Source organism: Actinokineospora lacus (assembly GCF_053813445.1).
The window spans coordinates 277,485-296,569 of sequence record NZ_JBQERA010000004.1 but is presented as its reverse complement, the minus strand read 5'-3'; the positions used below and the strand labels follow the sequence as shown (position 1 = coordinate 296,569).

The following is a 19,085-nucleotide window of genomic DNA, read 5'->3' as shown; positions in this document are numbered from 1 at the left end:
CGTATCGCGGTGACCTGTGTTGCGGTGACCTACGTCGCGGTGACCCGTACTGCGGTGACCCGGGGTGCCGGTGCCGGGGTGGCTCCCCGGCACCGGTCACGCGGGCAGCAGGGCGGAGCGGATGCGGTCGAGCACCGCGGGCACGTGCCGGTCGAGGTAGAAGTGCCCGCCGGGGAACACGGTCAGCTCGAACCCGCCGGTGGTGTGCTCGGCCCAGCGGCGCACCTCCTCGACGGTGGCCTTCGGGTCGTCGTCGCCGATCATGGCGTGGATGGGCGCGGCGATGGACCGGCCGGGGGCGCACTGGTAGGTCTCGACGGCCTTGTAGTCGTTGCGGATCGACGGCAGCACCATGCGGAGGATCTCCTCGTCCTGCATGACCTTGGCGTCGGTGCCGGACAGCGAGGTGATCTCGGCGATGAGCCCGTCGTCGTCGCGCAGGTGCACCCGCTCGTCGCGGTGGGTCCCCGGCGCCCTGCGGCCCGAGGCGAAGACCGCGCTGACGCCCACCCCCGCGCTCTCCAGGCGCTCGGCGATCTCGAAGGCGAGGAGCGCGCCCATGCTGTGCCCGAACAGCGCCAGCGGCCGGTCGGCCCAGCGCCGCACCCGCGCGGCGAGCTGGTCGGCGAGGTCGGCGACGTTGTCCACACAGGGCTCGGACCGGCGGTCCTGCCTGCCGGGGTACTGCGCGGCCAGCACGTCGATGTGCGGGGCGAGGCTGCGGGCCACCTGGAAGAAGTAGCTGGCCGAGCCGCCCGCGTGCGGCAGGCAGACCAGGCGCTGGGCCGCCTGCTGTGCGGGGTGGTAGCGGCGCAGCCACAGGTCGGTCGCCTCAGCGGTGTCCATCGTGCCCTCGTTCCCGGTCAATGTGTCTACAGAGGAATGTTCCCGTGGTGGCCCCGGCCCGCAGGCGCCCCGGCGATGGCCTCGGCCACCAGGGCGCGGGTCCGCTCCGGGGCGATGACGGCGTCCACCACGCCCAGGCTCAGGGCCCTGTCCACGCCGCCAGCGGTCCGCTGCTGCTCCTCGACGAGCCGGGCGCGCAGGTCGTCGCGCTCGTCGTCGGTGGCCGCGGCGAGCTTCTTGCGGTGCATGACGTTGACCGCCGCCTCGGCGCCCATGACCGCGACCTCGGCGCCCGGCCAGGCGAACACCGCGGTGGCGCCCAGCGAGCGCGAGTTCATGGCGATGTAGGCGCCGCCGTAGGACTTGCGGGTCACCAGCGTGACCCGCGGGACGCTCGCCTCGGCGAAGGCGTGCAACAGCTTCGCGCCGCGACGGACCACACCGCCCCACTCCTGGCCCACGCCCGGCAGGTAGCCGGGGACGTCGACAACGACAAGCAGCGGCACGCCGAACGCGTCGCACATCCGCACGAACCGGGCGGCCTTCTCCGCCGACAGCGAGTCCAGGCAGCCGCCTTTGCGCAGCGGGTTGTTGGCCAGCACCCCGATGGTGCGGCCGCCGAGCCTGCCGAGGCCGACCACCATGTTCGGGGCCCAGCGCGCCTGCAGTTCCACGAACTCGCCGTCCACCAGCGCGTCCACGATCCCGTGCACGTCGTAGGCCCGGCGCGGGGACTCCGGCAGCAGCGCGCCCAGCGGCACGTCCTCGGCGATCGAGGCGAAGTCGAACCAGCCGGGCCGGGCCAGCAGCGTGGTGATCGCCCTGGCCCTGGCGTAGGCCGCTTCCTCGCTCGCCACGGTGATGTGCGCGACGCCGGAGCGCCTGCCGTGCGTGTCGCACCCGCCGAGGCCGTCCATGTCGATCTGCTCGCCGGTGACGGTGCGCACGACATCGGGACCGGTGACGAAGATCCGGCCGCCCTCGGCCATGATCACGACGTCGGTCAGCGCGGGCCCGTACGCCGCCGCGCCCGCCGCGGGGCCGACCACGACCGAGAGCTGCGGCACCGTGCCCGAGGCGCGGGTCATGGCGGTGAACATCCGCCCGACGGCGTCCATCGACTCCACCCCGTCGGCGAGCTTGGCGCCGCCGGAGTGCCAGATGCCGATCACCGGGACGCGCCTGCGCACCGCGAGGTCGATCGCCGCGATGATCCGGTCGGCCTCCGCGGTGCTCAGCGAGCCGCCGACCTTGGTCGCGTCCGTGCAGTAGGCGACGACCGGGGCGCCGTCCACGCGGCCCACCGCCGCCACCACCCCGCACGGCGGACCGGGCAGCGGCTCGATCCCGCCATCCAGCAGCAGCCGCAGCCGGGTCACCGGATCGCGCGGATCGGGCACGGCGTCGGCTTCGGTCGGGGGGTTCTCGGCTGCGACCCGCATCTGAATTCTCCCGTCGACGCCACTGCGGCAGGTGTAAACGTGCGGTGCGCACCCGCGGACAGGCAACCCCTAGCTCGCCCGCGCGGGATCACGCGCTGATCGCGGCGCGGGCGATCAGTGCTGGTAGGGGTTGTTGTTAGGGGGGTGCCGCCGGTTACGTGGGCCGCGAGCACCGGGCCGGTCCGGGCTGGGACACGTGCACGGGAGCAGCGGATGGCAGCGGACACGATCCAGCGGACGCGGCTGCGACTCGCCGCGTGGCGCGAGTACGTGTGGACCGCGGGCGAACAGGGCGACCCGTACGCGCTGCTGCTACGCGCGCCCGAGGACCCCTACCCGCTCTACGAGCAGATCCGCGCCCGCGGGCCGCTTTCCCGCAGCGCCCTGGGCACCTGGCTGGTCCCCGACCACCGGCTCGCGGGCCAGGTCCTGCGCGACCGCCGGTTCGGGGTGCGGATGGTCGGCGGGGACCGGGCGCCGCAGTCGATCGAGTTCGACAACTCGATGCTCGGCATGGACCCGCCGGAGCACGGCAGGCTGCGCAAGCTGACGATGCACGCGGTCAACCCCGGCCAGATGGAGTCGTGGCGGCCCAGGGTCGAGCGGTTCTGCGACGAACTGGTCGACAAGGTCCTCGCCGGGCCCGCGCGGGTCAACCTCATGACCGCGTTCGCCCAGCAACTGCCGATGTACGTCATCGGCGAGCTGATCGGCGTGCCGCGCGAGCACCAGCCGGCCATGTTCGCGCTGACCCGGCGGATGATGCACCTGGTCGACGGCGAGCCGTCGCTCGAGCTGGTCGACGACGTGGCCCGCTCGACCGCGCAGATGCACGCGATGTTCGCCGACATCATCGCGCTGCGCCGGGCCGACCCGCGCGACGACCTCATCTCCGACCTGCTGCCCGCCCTCGACGACGGCCGCATCACGATGGAGGAGTTCGTGCCGCTGTGCGCGTTCCTCACCCTCGGCGGGGTCGAGACGACGGTGAACCTGATCGCCAACGCCACGCACCTCATGCTCGCCCACCCGGACCAGTGGGCCGCCTTCCGCGACGACCCGTCGCTGGCCCCCTCGGTGATCCAGGAGACGCTGCGGTTCGAGACGCCGACCCAGCAGTACCGCAGGGTCGCCCAGGAGGAGCTGGAGATCGGCGGCGTGGTGCTGCCGGTGGACAGCCAGCTCGCGATCCTGGCGGGCGCGGCGAACCGGGACCCCCGGGTCTACCCGGACCCTGAGCGGTTCGACATCTCCCGGCCGCCGAGCCGGGAGCTGCTGTCGTTCTCGCTGGGCATCCACTTCTGCCTCGGCGCGGCACTGGCCAGGCTCGAGGGCGAGGTGGCGCTGGCCGCGCTCGCGCGCAGGCTGCCCGACCTGCGCCAGATCGGGCCGATCCGGCGCCGGAAGTCCTACATCATCCGCGGAATGCTGCAGTTTCCGGTCGCTGTCCGCTGACTACCGGGGTGAATGAGGTCCCACATGGCAGACGAGAAGACTCTCCGCGACTACCTGAAGCTGGTCACGACCGACCTGCGGCGGACCAAGCAGCGACTGCGGGAGCTGGAGGACAGCGACACCGAGCCCATCGCGATCACCGGCATGGCCTGCCGGTACCCGGGCGGGGTCGACTCGCCGGAGGACCTGTGGCGGCTGGTCGCCTCCGGCGGTGACGGTATCGGCGCGTTCCCCGGCGACCGGGGCTGGGAGCTGGACACCCTTTTCGACGCCGACCCGGACTCCTCGGGCACGAGCTACGCGCGGGAGGGCGGGTTCCTCAGCGGTGCCGCGGAGTTCGACCCGGTGTTCTTCGGGATCACCCCGCGAGAAGCGCTGGCCATGGACCCGCAGCAGCGGCTGCTGCTGCAGGCGTCCTGGGAGGCGTTCGAGCGGGCCGGGATCGACCCGACCTCGCTGCGCGGCAGCCAGACCGGGGTGTTCGCGGGCACCAACGACCAGGGCTACCTGGCGGTGGCCAGCACGGCGCCGAGGGAGACCGAGGGCTACCTGCTGACCGGCGGCGCGTCCGCCGTGGTGTCCGGTCGGGTCGCCTACACCTTCGGCCTTGAGGGGCCCGCGGTCACTGTGGACACCGCGTGCTCGTCCTCGCTCGTCGCGCTGCACCTGGCCGTCCAGGCGCTGCGGCGGGGCGAGGTCACGATGGCGCTGGCGGGCGGGGTCACGGTCATGGCGACCCCCGGGGTGTTCACCGAGTTCAGCAGGCAGCGCGGGCTCGCGGCCGACGGGCGGTGCAAGCCGTTCGCCGCGGCGGCCGACGGCACCGGGTGGTCCGAGGGCGTGGGCGTGCTGCTGGTGGAGCGGCTGTCCGACGCGGTGCGCAACGGGCGCCCGGTTTTGGCGGTGGTTCGTGGATCGGCGGTAAACTCCGACGGCGCGTCGAACGGGCTGACCGCGCCGAACGGGCCGTCGCAGCAGCGCGTCATCCTGCAGGCGCTGGCCAACGCCCGGCTGTCACCGTCCGATGTGGACCTGGTGGAGGCCCACGGCACCGGCACCACGCTCGGCGACCCGATCGAGGCCCAAGCCCTGCTGGCCACCTACGGCCAGGGCAGGGAGCGCCCGCTCTGGCTCGGGTCGGTGAAGTCGAACCTCGGGCACACGCAGGCGGCGGCCGGGGTGGCCGGGGTCATCAAGGCCGTGATGGCGCTGCGGAACGCGACGCTGCCCAAGACCCTGCACGTCGACGCGCCGACCGCAGCGGTGGACTGGTCGGCGGGCGCGGTGTCGCTGCTGACCGAGTCGCGTCCCTGGCAGGCGGGCGCCGCGCCGCGCCGGGCCGGGGTGTCGGCGTTCGGCGTGAGCGGGACGAACGCGCACACGATCATCGAGGAGGCGCCCGCGCTCCCGGCCCCTGCCGAGCCGGTCGAGGCTCCCGCCGTGGTGCCGCTGGTGGTGTCGGCCCGGTCGGCGGCCGCGCTGCGCGCGCAGGTGCGGCGGGTGCGCGAGCTGCCCGGGTCCTCAGTGGATGTGGGCTATTCGCTGGCGACGACCCGGGCGGCGTTGGAGCGCCGGGCTGTCCTGTTGGGGGACGACCTCGTCGAGGGGTCGGTCGTCTCGGGCGGGCTGGCGTTCTTGTTCACCGGTCAGGGTTCGCAGCGGGTGGGGATGGGGCGGGGGCTGTCCGCGGCGTATCCGGTGTTCGCCGCTGCGCTGGATGAGGTGACCGCGCGGTTTGAGCGGGTTCCGTTTGATGATGAGGAGTTGTTGAACCAGACAGAGGGTGCGCAGGCGGCGATCTTCGCGTTGGAGGTCGCGCTTTTCCGGTTGGTGGAGTCGTGGGGGCTGGTCCCGGACTTCGTGTTGGGGCATTCGATTGGTGAGGTCGCGGCCGCGCACGTCGCGGGCGTTCTGTCCCTTGAGGACGCTTGTGTTCTGGTGGCGGCCCGGGGTCGGCTGATGCGGGCGCTGCCGTCTGGTGGGGCGATGCTGGCCGTGGAGGCCACTGAGGCTGAGGTGCCTGCGGGTATCGACGTCGCGGCGGTCAACAGCGCTACTTCGCTGGTGGTGTCGGGTGCTGAGGGTGAGATCTCGGCGTTGGAGGCGGTGTGGCGGGCTGAGGGTCGGCGGGTGAAGCGGCTTGTTGTCTCGCATGCGTTTCATTCGCGGCTGATGGAGCCGATGCTGGCGGAGTTCGCCGTTGTCGCGGAGCCGTTGACTTACCACGAGCCGCGTATCCCGATGCTGGGTGCGGTGACCGAGCCTGGGTACTGGGTGCGGCAGGTGCGCGAGACCGTCCGCTTCGGCGACGCCGTGCGGCGGCTGCGCGCGGCCAACGTCACCACCTTCGTCGAACTGGGGCCCGACAGCGTCCTCTCGGCCCACGTCGAGGACGCCGTGGCGGTCCTGCGCGGTGGCCGGGACGAGGCCACCACCCTGCTGAGCGCGGTCGCCACCGCGTGGACGCGCGGCGCCGCCGTCGACTGGACCCGAATCCTGCCCGGGGGCAGGCGCGTCGACCTGCCCACCTACCCGTTCGCCCGCGACCGGTTCTGGCCCGCGGTGACCACCCGGGCGGGCGACGTGGCCGCGGCGGGCCTCGGCGTCACCGATCACGCGCTGCTCGGCTCCGGGATCGGGGTCGCTGGCGGCGACGACTACCTGTTCACCGCCCGGCTTTCCACTCGCGCGCAGCCCTGGCTGGCCGAGCACGCCGCGGTGCCCGGCTCCGCGTTCGTCGAACTCGCCGTGCGCGCCGGTGACCAGGTCGGCTGCGAGCGCGTCGCGGACCTGACCGTCGACACCCCGCTGCCGGTCCCGGCCACCGGCGCCCTCCAGGTCCAGGTCCGACTGGACGCGCGCGACGCGGCGGGCGGCAGGCCGTTCACCATCCACGCCCGCGCCGAAGACCCCCGCGCCGACCGAGGCTGGCCCGACCGCCCCTGGACCCGCCACGCCCAAGGCACCCTGACTCCCTCCACCAGTACGACCGAGCCCACCTGGCAGTCCAACTGGGACACCCCCGCCGGGGCCACCCCCGCCGGGGACACCATCGACGTGCGTTTGCCCGGTGGCGAGCGGGCCGATCGGTACGGGCTGCACCCGGCGCTGCTCGACGCCGCGTTCGGCGGGGCCGCCGCGGTGGCCTGGTCCGGGGTGACGCTCTGGGCCTCCGGCGCCTCGGCGCTGCGGGTGCGGGTCACGCCGACCGGGCTTGACACCGTCGCGGTGCTCGCCGTGGACGACGCGGGGCGCCCGGTGCTCTCCGCGGACCGGGTCGTGCTGTCGACCTGGAACCTCGACGGCGCGACGCGAGCGGACGACCTCTACCGTCTGGAGTGGAGGGAGCGGGCCCCGGCGCCGGACGCGGCGCAGTGCCCGCCCTTCGACCAGCGCGGGTTCCGGGCACTGACCCAGGACACGCTGCTGCACCGCGTCCGGCTCGCCGATCGCGGCGTCGTCGTGCTGGAACCGTGTGCCACCGACCTGCGCCGGACGACCGCGGGCCTGCTCGCGGCCGTCCAGGACTGGCTGGGAAGCGAGGAGCCCGACCGGCTCGTCGTGCTCACCAGGACGGCGGTCGCCGTCGGCCCCGACGAGCCGGGACCGGACCTGGTCGGCGCGGCCTGCTGGGGCCTGGTGCGCTCCGCGCAGGCCGAGCACCCGGGCCGGATCGTCCTGGTCGACACCGACGCCGACACCGAGGCGGACACCGCCGTGCGGGTCGCGCTGGCCTCGGGCGAGCCGCAGGTCGCGATCCGGGGCGCGGCCCTGTTCGTGCCCCGCCTGGTCCGCGTCGAGGGCAGTTCGGCCCCGTGGTCGATCGACCCGGACCGCACCGTGCTGGTCACCGGGGGCACCGGCATGCTCGGCGGCCTCCTCGCCCGCCACCTGGTGACCGCCCACGGCGCGCGCGACCTCCTGCTGACCAGCCGCCGCGGCCCGGACGCCGACGGCGCCGCGGCCTTGGCGGCCGAACTGTCCGGGCTCGGGGCCCGGGTGGCGGTCGTGGCCTGCGACGCCGCCGACCGGACCGCCCTCGCCGCCCTGCTCGCCGACCACCCCGTCGGCGCCGTCTTCCACACCGCGGGCGTCGTCGACGACGGCCTGGTCTCCACCCTCACCCCGGACGCGCTGGACGCCGTCCTGGCACCCAAGGCCGATGCCGCGCTCGCCCTGCACGAGCTGACCGAGGGCAGCGACCTCACCGCGTTCGTGCTGTTCTCCTCGATCTCGGGCACCGCGGGCAGCGCGGGCCAGGGCAACTACGCCGCCGCCAACGCCGTGCTCGACGCCGTCGCCGAGCGCAGGCACCGGGCTGGCCTGCCCGCGCTGTCGCTGGCCTGGGGGCCGTGGGACACCGACCGCGGCATGGTCGGCGCGCTCGCCGCCGCCGACCGCGCCCGCATCGACCGCTCCGGCTTCCCGCCGCTGTCCCCGGAGACCGCGCTCGCCCTGCTGGACCGGGCCCTCGGTCTCGGCCACCCCGCGGTCGTGCCGACCCGGCTCAACCCGGCGGCCTTCGCGGGCGCGCCGCCCCACCTGCTGCACGCGCTGATCAGGCCGACCCGGCGCAGCGCGGGCGAGACCGGCCCCGCCCGGCTCACCGCGCTGTCCACGGCGGATCGACACCGCGCCCTGCTGGACCTGGTCCGCGCCCAAGCCGCCACGACGCTCGGTTTCAGCACCGCCGAGGCCATCGCGCCCGACCGGCCTTTCGCCGAACTCGGCGTCGGCTCGCTGGCCGCGGTCGAACTGCGCAACCGGCTGGTCGCGGCGACCGGCGTCGCGCTGCCGACCACTGTGGTCTTCGACCACGCCACCCCGGACGCGCTCGCCGCTCACCTCCTCCGCGAACTGGTCGGCGAGGACCCGCAGGACACCGCCGAACCGCGCGGGCAGGCCGACGAGCCCATCGCGATCATCGGGATGAGCTGCCGGTTCCCCGGCGGCGCGGCCAGCCCGGAAGACCTGTGGCGGCTCGTGGCCGACGGCGTGGACGCGCTCGGCGGGTTCCCGACCGACCGCGGCTGGGACGTCGACGCGCTCACCGCCCTGGGCACCACCCCCATCGGCGGCTTCATCGCCGACGCTGACCGCTTCGACCCGGCGTTCTTCGCCATCAGCCCCCGCGAGGCGCTGGCGATGGACCCGCAGCAGCGGCTCCTGCTGGAGATCTCGTGGGAGGCGTTCGAGCGGGCGGGCATCCCCCCGGCGACGCTGCGCGGCAGCCGCACCGCGGTGTTCGTCGGCGCCGCCAACTCCGCCTACGGATTCGGCCAGTTCGACCTGCCCGAAGGCACCCGGGGGCACATGCTGACCGGCGCGGCCACCAGCGTGCTGTCCGGCAGGCTCGCCTACGCCTTCGGCCTCGAAGGGCCCGCGATCACCGTCGACACCGCGTGCTCGTCGTCGCTGGTCGCCCTGCACCTCGCCGTCCGCGCCCTGCGCGCCGGGGAGGCGACGATGGCGCTGGCGGGCGGCATCACCGTCATGACCAACCCGGCGATGTTCGTCGACAGCGGGCAGGTCGGCGCGCTCGCCCCCGACGGCCGCTGCAAGGCGTTCTCCGCCGAGGCCGACGGCACCGGGTGGGGCGAGGGCGTCGGGATGCTGCTCGTCGAGCGCCTGTCCGACGCCCGGCGCAACGGGCACCCGGTCCTCGCGGTGGTCCGCGGCACCGCGATCAACTCCGACGGCGCGTCCAACGGCCTCACCGCGCCCAGCGGCGCCGCGCAGCAGCGGGTGATCCGCCAGGCCCTCGCCGACGCCGGGCTCACCCCGTCCGACGTGGACGCGGTGGAGGCCCACGGCACCGGCACCGCGCTCGGCGACCCGATCGAGGCCACCGCGCTGATCGCCACCTACGGTCGCGACCGGGAGCGCCCGCTGTGGCTGGGGTCGGTGAAGTCCAACCTCGGCCACACCCAGGCCGCCGCGGGCGTCGCCGGGGTGATCAAGATGGTGATGGCGCTGCGGCACGGCTCCCTGCCCCGGACGCTGCACGCGGACGCGCCCTCACCGCACGTGGACTGGGCCTCAGGCGCGGTCGACATCCTCACCCGGCACCAGCCCTGGCCGGACACCGGCCGGGCGCCCCGCGCCGCGGTGTCCTCGTTCGGCATGAGCGGCACCAACGCCCACGCCATCATCGAGGGCGTTCCCTTCTTGCCTGCCGTCAGCCCGGAAGGCACCCCCGCCCCGGCCGAGCTGGCCGCTTCCGGCCTAGTCGAGTTGATCACCCCTGACCCGGCCGCGCTGGTCACCCCTGACCCGGTCGAGCTGGCCGCCTCCGACCCGGCTGAGTTGGCCGCTTCCGGCCCGGTCGAGCTGATCACCTCCGACCAGCAGGCGGGCGCGGGTCCCCGGCTGCCCTGGTTGCTCTCGGCGCGCACCGCGACCGCCCTGGCCGAGACGGCGCGGCGGCTCCGCGCCCGCCTGGGCGATCAGCGCGACATCGACATCGCCCACTCGCTGGCGACCACCCGCTCCGCGTTCGAGCACCGGGCCGTGCTCACCGGCCCCGACCGCGCGCGCCAGCTCGCCGCGCTGGCGGCGGGGGAGGCCGACCCCGGGCTGGTGCGCGGCACCGCCCGGTCCGGCAGGGTCGCCTTCGTCTTCCCGGGCCAGGGGTCGCAGTGGGCGGGCATGGCCCGCGAGCTGCTGGCGACCTCCCCGGTATTCGCCGAGCAGGCGGGGCGGTGCGCGCGGGCGATCGAGGAGCACGTCGACTGGTCGGTGCTGGACGTGCTGCGCGGCGCCGAGGGCGCGCCGTCGCTGGACCGGGTCGACGTCGTGCAGCCCGCGCTGTTCACCGTGCTGGTGTCGCTGGCGGCGGTGTGGCGCTCGCTCGGTGTCGAGCCGGACGCGGTGATCGGCCACTCCCAGGGCGAGATCGCCGCCGCCCACGTCGCGGGCGGGCTGAGCCTGGCCGACGCCGCGCTGATCATCGCCCTGCGCAGCAAGGCGGGCGCGAGCCTGGTCGGCCGCGGCGGCATGGTGTCCGTCGGCGCCGACGCCGAGCGGGTCCGCGGCTGGCTGTCCCGGTGGGGCGGCAGGCTGTCCGTGGCGGCGGTCAACGGTCCCGCGGCGGTCGTGGTCGCGGGCGACGTCGACGCGCTCGACGAGCTGGAGCGGCTCTGCACGGCCGAATCCTTGCGCGCCAAGCGGATTCCCGCCGCGTGGGCCGGGCACTCGGCGCAGGTCGACCTGATCCGCGAGCACCTGCTCGACGTCCTCGACGGCGTGCGCCCGTCGACCGGCGCCGTCCCAATGATGTCCACTGTGGACGTCGGCTGGATCGACACCGCGACGATGGACGCCGAGTACTGGTACCGCAACACCCGCGAGACCGTCGAGTTCGAGGCGGGCATCCGGGCCCTCGTCGAGGACGGCCACCGGTTCTTCCTGGAGATCAGCCCGCACCCGGTGCTGCTCGCCGCGATCGGCGACATCGGCGAGCGCGCGGCGGACGACCTGCTCGCGGTCGGCTCCCTGCGCCGCGACGACGGCGGAACCGACCGGCTGCTCGGCTCACTGGCCGAGCTGCACGCCCACGGCGCCCCGGTCGACGTCGCCGCCCTGTTCGCCGACACGGGCGCCCGCGTGGTCGACCTGCCCACCTACCCGTTCCAGCGGGACCGCTACTGGCTAGACGCCCCCAGCCCGGCCAAGGCGGCAACCGACCCAGCCGAGGCCGCCTTCTGGGACGCGGTCGACCGAGGGGACCGCGACGGCCTGGCCGACACGCTCGCCGTCCCCGCCGACGGCGTCGAGGCCGTGGGGAACCTGCTGCCGGTGCTCTCGACATGGCGCAAACGTCACCGCGCCCAAGCGGCCGTGGACGGCTGGCGCTACCGCGTGACCTGGCGGCCCGTCCGACCCGCCGGGGGAGCGGCGCTATCGGGCACCTGGCTGGTGATCAGCGACCCCGCCGCGAACCTCACCGCCCACTGCGTCAACGCCCTCACCACCGCCGGCGCGAACGCGGTGCTGGTCAACGAGATCCCCGAAGGCAGAGACATCGCGGGCGTGCTGTCCCTGCTCGCCCTCAACAAAACCGCCCACCCAGGAGTCGCACAGGAAACCGCCGACACCCTGGATTTGCTTGCCGTCAGGGCGGACGCGGTGCCGGTTGACGAGATTCCCGAAGGTGAGGACGGTGCGGGGGTGCTGTCCCGGCTCGCCCGCAACGGTACCGCCCACTCCGGGGTTCCTCAGGGAACCGCCGATGCCCTGGATTTGGTCGCTGCCGGGGCTGATGCGGCGCCAGTCAACGAGATTCCCGAAGGTGGGAACGATGCGGGTGTACGGTCCCTGCTCGCCCGCAACGGGACCGCATATTTTGGTGGGGTTCCTCAGGGGACCGCCGACACCCTGAACTTGGTCAACACCCTGGTCGCTGCCGGGATCACCGCCCCGCTGTGGCTGGTGACGAGCGGCGCGGTGGCCACCGGCGCCGACGACCGGTTGCGCGACCCGGCCCAGGCGCAGGTCTGGGGGCTGGGCATCGTCACCGGCTTGGAGCGTCCCGAGCTGTGGGGCGGTGTCGTGGACCTGCCTGAATCGATCGACGGCCAGGCGCTCGACCACCTCGTGGCCGCCCTCGCGGGCATCGATGACGAGGACCAGCTCGCCATCCGCCCGTCCGGGGTGCTCGCCCGCCGCCTCGTTCGCGCCACAGTGGACACTCGCGACCGCTGGCGTCCCCACGGCACCGTCCTGATCACCGGCGGCACTGGGGCACTCGGCGGCCACGTCGCCGCCTGGCTGGCCGCCAACGGCGCCGAACGGCTGGTGCTGGTCAGCCGCAGCGGCCCGGACGCCCCGGGCGCGGCCGCGCTGGCCGACCTCGGGGCGGGCGTCGAGGTCGTCATCGAGTCCTGCGACCTGACCGACCGCGCCGCCGTCGCCGACCTGCTCGCCCGGTACCCGGCCGACGCGGTCGTGCACGCCGCGGGCGTGACCCAGACAACCGCGCTGGCCGACCTCGACACCGCCGCCCTGGCCGACACGCTGGCCGCGAAGGTCACCGGGGCGGCGATCCTCGACGAGCTGACCGACGCGCCACTGGTGCTGTTCTCCTCCGGGGCCGGGGTGTGGGGCAGCGCGGGCCAGGCCGCCTACGCCGCCGCCAACGCCCACCTCGACGCGCTGGCCCGGCACCGCAGGGACCGCGGCCTGCCCGCCACCGCGATCGCCTGGGGCGGCTGGGCGGGCGGCGGCATGACCGACGACGCGACCGCCGCCCGGCTGGGCGTGCGGGGACTGCGCATGATGGAGCCCGAGTCGGCGCTGCTGGCGCTCGCGCAGGCCGTCGGGGCCGACGAGACCGCGCTGACCGTCGCCGACATCGACTGGGCGGGCTTCGTCCCGACCTACACCGCCGCCCGCTCCCGTCCGCTGATCGGCGAGATCCCCGAGGTGCGCGCCGCCCTCGCCGACGCCGAGCCCGCCGAGACCGAGCAGACCGGCCTGCGGCAGCGGGTCCTCGCCCTGCCGGAGCCCGACCGGGCGCCGTTCCTGCTGGAGCTGGTGCGGACCGAGGCCGCCGCCGCGCTCGGCTACCCGGACCGCTCGGCGATCGAGCCGGGCCGGGCGTTCCGCGACCTGGGCTTCGACTCGGTAACCGCGGTCGCCCTGCGCAACCGGCTGCGCGCCGCGACCGGCCACCGGCTGCCCACCTCCGCCGTGTTCGACCACCCGACCGCCTCGGCGCTGGCGGGCCACCTGCTCGCCGAGCTGCTCGGCGTCCGCGAGCCCGCCAGGACCGCGGTCGCGGCCACCGCCACCCTCGACGAGCCCATCGCGATCGTCGCGATGAGCTGCCGCTACCCGGGCGGGGTCACCTCGCCGGACGAGCTGTGGGAGCTGGTGCGCTCCGGCGGCGACGCGATCGGCGAGTTCCCCACCGACCGCGGCTGGGACCTGGCGAACCTGTTCCACCCCGACCCCGACCACCCCGGCACCTCCTACGCCCGGCAGGGCGGCTTCGTGCACGACGCGGGCGAGTTCGACGCCGCGTTCTTCGGGATCAGCCCGCGCGAGGCGGTCGCCATCGACCCCCAGCAGCGGATGCTGCTGGAGGCGAGCTGGGAAACCTTTGAGCGGGCCGGGATCGACCCGGAGCGGGTCCGCGGCAGTCGGGCCGGGGTGTTCGTCGGCGCGTCGTTCGTCGGCTACGGCGTTGGCGGCAGGCCCGGCGGTGAGGCCGAGGGCTACTTCCTGTTCGGCTCCGGCACCGCGGGCACCTCCGGCCGGGTGGCCTACACCTTCGGCCTCGAAGGCCCGGCGGTCACCGTCGACACCGCGTGCTCCTCGTCGCTGGTCGCCATCCACCTCGCGAGCCAGGCGCTGCGGCAGAACGAGTGCGACCTGGCGCTCGCGGGCGGCGTGGCCGTGCTGGTCTCGCCGGTGTCGTTCACCGAGTTCAGCAGGCAGCGCGGCCTCGCGGCCGACGGCCGGTGCAAGGCGTTCGCCGCCTCAGCCGACGGCATCGGCTGGGGCGAGGGCGTCGGGATGCTGCTCCTGGAGCGGCTTTCGGACGCCGAGCGCAACGGCCACCCGGTCCTCGCGGTGATCCGCGGCTCGGCGGTCAACCAGGACGGCGCGTCCAACGGCCTCTCCGCCCCGAACGGTTTGGCCCAGCAGCAGGTGATCCGCCAAGCCCTGGCCAACGCCCGCCTGCAAGGCTCCGAAGTGGACGCCGTCGAGGCGCACGGCACCGGCACCACCCTCGGCGACCCCATCGAAGCCGCCGCGATCCTGGCGACCTACGGCCAGGACCGCCCCGCGGACTCGCCGCTGTGGCTGGGCTCGGTCAAGTCGAACATCGGCCACACCAGCTCAGCCGCGGGCGTCGCCGGGGTCATCAAGATGGTGCAGGCAATGCGACACGGCCACCTGCCGCAAACCCTGCACGTCGACGAGCCCACCCCAGAGGTCGACTGGTCAGCAGGCGCGGTATCCCTGCTGACCGAGGCCCGACCATGGAAGACAACCGACCACCCCCGCCGCGCGGGCGTCTCCTCCTTCGGCGGCACCGGAACCAACGCCCACGCCGTCATCGAGCAGTACACCCCACCCCTCGCACGGCCGGACGCCGAACCCGACGACGCGGTCCCGAGGGTGTTGACCGGCAAGAGCGCCCCAGCGCAGCGGCTCACCGCGCACCTCGACAAGGTGCCCACGTCGGAGTCCGCGCGGGCGGGTGAGGAATCTGATGGTGCGGTTGCGAAGGTGTGGAGTGGTGCAGGCGCGCAGGCGCAGCGGGTTGCCTCGGACCTTGACCGGGTTGCGATGTCAGAGGCCGCGCAGGCGGGTGAGGAAGCCTACGGTCTGGTTCCGTGGGTGTTGACCGGCAAGAGCCCTCAAGTGTTGCGGGCGCAGGCGCAGCGGCTCGCTGCGCACCTTGATCGGGTTCCTGAGCTGCGTCCCGTGGAGGTCGCTAGGTCACTGTCCACCAGGGCCGTGTTCGGGCACCGCGCTGTGCTGCTTGGCGTTGGCCGGGAGGAATTTCTGTCCGCGTTGTCCGCCTTGGCGGCCGACATTCCTTCGCCTGCGGCGGTTGTGGGTGATGCCGCGCCGGGCAAGGTTGTGTTTGTCTTTCCTGGGCAGGGGTCGCAGTGGGTGGGGATGGCCCGTGAGCTGATCGACTCGTCGCCGGTGTTCGCTGCCGAGATCGCCGCCTGTGAGCGGGCGCTCGCGCCCCATGTCGACTGGTCGCTGCTCGACGTGCTCAGTGGTGATCCGCTGGACCGCGTCGACGTTGTCCAGCCGGCGCTGTTCGCGGTGATGGTGTCGCTGGCGGCGGTGTGGCGCTCGCTGGGTGTGGAGCCGGACGCGGTGATCGGTCATTCCCAGGGGGAGATCGCGGCGGCCTGTGTCGCGGGGGCGCTCTCGCTCGAGGATGCCGCGGCGATCGTGGCGTTGCGGGCCAAGGCGATCACCGCGCTGTCCGGGCACGGTGGCATGGTCTCGGTGTCGCTGCCGGTGGAGGAGGTGCGGCACCGGCTGGCCCGCTGGGCCGACCGGGTTTGTGTGGCGGCGGTGAATGGCCCGGCTTCCGTTGTGGTCGCGGGTGACGCGGGTGCACTGGGCGACCTGCTCGCCGACCTCACCGAGGACGGTGTGCGCGCCAAGCGGGTCCCGGTGGACTACGCGTCCCACACCGACCACGTCGAGCGCATCCGCGCGGAGCTGCTGGCCAGCATCGCCGGTGTCCGCCCGCGTTCGGCTAGCGTTCCGTTTTGGTCTACAGTGGACAATTGTTGGCTCGACGGTGCTGAGCTGGACGCTGAGTACTGGTTCCGCAACCTGCGTTACCCCGTCGAGTTCGAGCGGGGGGTGCGTGCGCTCGCCGAGCAGGGATTCCGGTTCTTCGTCGAGACCAGTGCCCATCCCGTGCTCACCATGGCGATCGACGAGAGCGTCGAGTCCGTGGTCGCGCTTGGGTCTTTGCGCCGCGACGGCGGCGGTCCGGACCGGGTCGTCCGGTCGGCGGCGGAGCTGTTCGTCCACGGTGGACCGGTCGACCTCACCGCGATCACCGGCACGGGCGCGACCGTCGACCTGCCGACCTACCCGTTCCAGCGCACCCGCTACTGGATCGAGCCGGTGGCGCTGGACGCCCGCGGCGGCGGACACCCGCTGGTCGGCACCCCGGTGCCGCTGGCCGACGGCGGCACCGTCGCGACCGGCTCGCTGTCCGTGCGCACCCAACCGTGGCTGGCCGATCACGCGGTACTCGGCACGATCCTGTTCCCCGCCACCGCGTTCATCGAGCTGGCCCTGCACACTGGCGCCCAAGCGGGCTGCCACGGGATCGAGGAACTCGTCCTGGAGACGCCGCTCGTGCTCACCGAGCGCGACACTGTGCGGCTCCAGGTGTCCGTCGGCAAGCCGGACCGGGACGGCCGCTGCGAGTTCACCGTCCACGCCAGGCACGACGACACCCTCGATGCCCAGTGGACCCGGCACGCCACCGGCACCCTCACCACGGGCGCACCCGCCAGCCCCGACCAGAGCACGGACGCATGGCCACCGGCCGGCGCGCGTCCGGTAGACGTCAGCGGCTTCTACCAAGGCGCCGCCGAGGCAGGTTACGGTTACGGCCCGGCATTCCAGGGAATGCGCGCGGCGTGGCACCACAACGGCGAGCTGCTTGCCGAGGTGACCCTCCCGGACGGCCTGCGCGGCGACGCGGGCGGCTACGGCCTGCACCCGGCGCTGCTCGACGCCGCCCTGCACGGCATCGGCATGGCCCGCGCCCTGCGCGCCGGCGGCAACCTCGACCGCCCCGCCGAACTCCCGTTCTCCTTCACCGGGGTCGGCTTGCACGCCGAGGGCGCCACCACGCTGCGCGTCCGGCTCGCTGTCTCCGCAGACGGCACAGTGTCGGCACGGATCACCGACGACACCGGCAACCCGGTCCTCACCGTGGGTTCGCTGGCGTGCAGGCCCGCCTCCTCGGACCTCGCCAAGGCACGCCGGGGATCGGGCGAGTCGCTGTTCGGCGTCGAATGGAGCCCGCTGACCACCCAGCCCACCGCCCCGCTGGCGCGCTGGTCGCTGCACGGCCCCGACCACCTCGGCATCGGCACAGCGGACCCGGACGGCGCCGACGTGGTCCTGGCCCAACTCGTCGCACCAGGCGCCACACCCGTGCAGGACGCGCTGAACCTGGTGCGGGACTGGCTGACGGACGATCGCAGACTCGTCGTGATCACTCGCGGCGCGGTGGCCGCACTACCCGAGGACACCGTTCCCGACCTCGCCCACGCCCCCGTGTGGGGCCTCCTGAGGTCGGCCCAATCCGAGCACCCCGGCCGGTTCCTCCTGCTGGACACCGACGACGACCCGGCATCGCTGGCCTGCCTCCCCCAAGCCATCGCCGCCGCAGCCGCCAACGCCGAACCCCAACTGGCCCTACGCGCAGGCGCCGCCTACACCCCCCGCCTGGTCCGCCTGGCCCCGCCCACCAACACCTCTGACACCGACCGCACCACCAAGGTGGGTAGTGAGTCCGGCGCCGGGACCGCGCTTGTCACCGGGGCCACGGGCACGCTTGGTGGTGAGTTGGCGCGGCATCTGGTGCGTCGGCATGGTTATCGGCATCTTGTGCTCACCAGTCGGACTGGTCGGGCCGCGCCGGGGGCGGACGACCTTGTCGCCGAGCTCACCGCGTTGGGTGCGGAGGTCACCGTTGCCGCCTGCGACGTTGCCGACCGGGACGCGCTGGCCGCCGTGTTTGACGGTGTGTCCGATGAGCACCCGCTGACCGCCGTCGTGCACACCGCCGCCGTGTTGGACGACGGGGTCGTGTCCGCGCTGACCCCGGACCGTCTGGATGCCGTCCTGGCGCCGAAGGTTCGCGGAGCGTTGAACCTGCACGAGTTGACCAGTGGCATGGATCTGGGCCTGTTCGCCCTGTTCTCCTCCGCCGCGGGTGTTCTCGGCGGGGCCGGGCAGGCCAACTACGCCGCGGCGAACACCTTCCTCGACGCGCTCGCCCAGCACCGGGTCGCGCGGGGGCTGCCCGCGGTGTCGATGGCGTGGGGGCCGTGGGCGCAGCGCACCGGGATGACCGGGGAGCTGACCGAGGTCGACGTGCGCCGCCTCACCCGCCACGGCCTCATCCCGCTGGCCACCGCCGACGGCCTGCGGTTGTTCGACGAGGCGTTGGCCACGGGTTCGGCGCTCGTGGTGCCGATGGGGTTCAGCCCCTCGGCCCTGCGCAACGGGGCCGCCGAGGTACCCCCGCTGCTGCGCGGGCTGGTCCGGGTGGCGGGCCGGGGTGTGGAGGCGGGGTCGGCCGACGCCCTGCGGCGCAGGCTCACCGGCGCGCCGGACACCGAGCGCGGCCGGATCGTGCTGGAGCTGGTCCGCACGCACGTCGCCACCGTCCTCGGGTACACCTCGCCCGGCCTGATCGACGCGGGCCGCGGCTTCATCGAACTCGGCCTTGATTCCCTCACCGGGGTCGAGCTGCGCAACCGGCTGGCCTCGGTGACGGGGCTGCGGCTGCCCGCCACGGCGGTGTTCGACCACCCCACCCCGGCCGCCCTCGCCCGGCACCTGAAGACCGGGCTGGAGCCCGAGGCGCGCACCGGCGGCGCGACCGCGCTCGCCGAGCTGGCCCGGCTGGAGCAGGCGCTGGCCGGGGTCGGCCCGGACGACGCCGACCGGTCCCTGCTGGCCGCCCGGCTGCGCGCCCTGCTGGCCGGGCTCACCGCGGCGGACGACGCCGCGCCCGACAGCCTCGACTCCGCCACGGCTGAGGACGTGTTCGAGCTTCTCGACCAGGAGTTCTCCAAGTTCTGACCGTCACCAAGGAGACGCCGC

General features: G+C 74.0%; 4 protein-coding genes. 2 read left to right on the top strand and 2 right to left on the bottom strand.

Annotated features, from left to right (window positions below; genetic code table 11):
* Nucleotides 1-96: 96 nt before the first annotated feature.
* Nucleotides 97-846: a thioesterase II family protein gene (locus tag ACTG9Q_RS12400; RefSeq protein WP_455572864.1), complete on the bottom strand. Its 750-nt coding sequence runs from the start codon at nt 844-846 to the stop codon at nt 97-99.
* A gap of 26 nt (nt 847-872) precedes the next feature.
* Nucleotides 873-2,288: an acyl-CoA carboxylase subunit beta gene (locus ACTG9Q_RS12395; protein ID WP_455572863.1), complete on the bottom strand. Its 1,416-nt coding sequence runs from the start codon at nt 2,286-2,288 to the stop codon at nt 873-875.
* 213 nt (nt 2,289-2,501) lie between these two features.
* On the opposite strand from ACTG9Q_RS12395, the gene ACTG9Q_RS12390 reads away from it, so the two are divergent.
* On the top strand, nt 2,502-3,743 hold the full coding sequence (locus ACTG9Q_RS12390) for a cytochrome P450 (protein WP_455572862.1): 1,242 nt from the start codon (nt 2,502-2,504) through the stop codon (nt 3,741-3,743).
* 24 nt (nt 3,744-3,767) lie between these two features.
* Entirely contained in the window at nt 3,768-19,064 is a 15,297-nt protein-coding gene (locus tag ACTG9Q_RS12385; protein ID WP_455572861.1) for an SDR family NAD(P)-dependent oxidoreductase, read from the top strand.
* Nucleotides 19,065-19,085 lie beyond the last annotated feature (21 nt).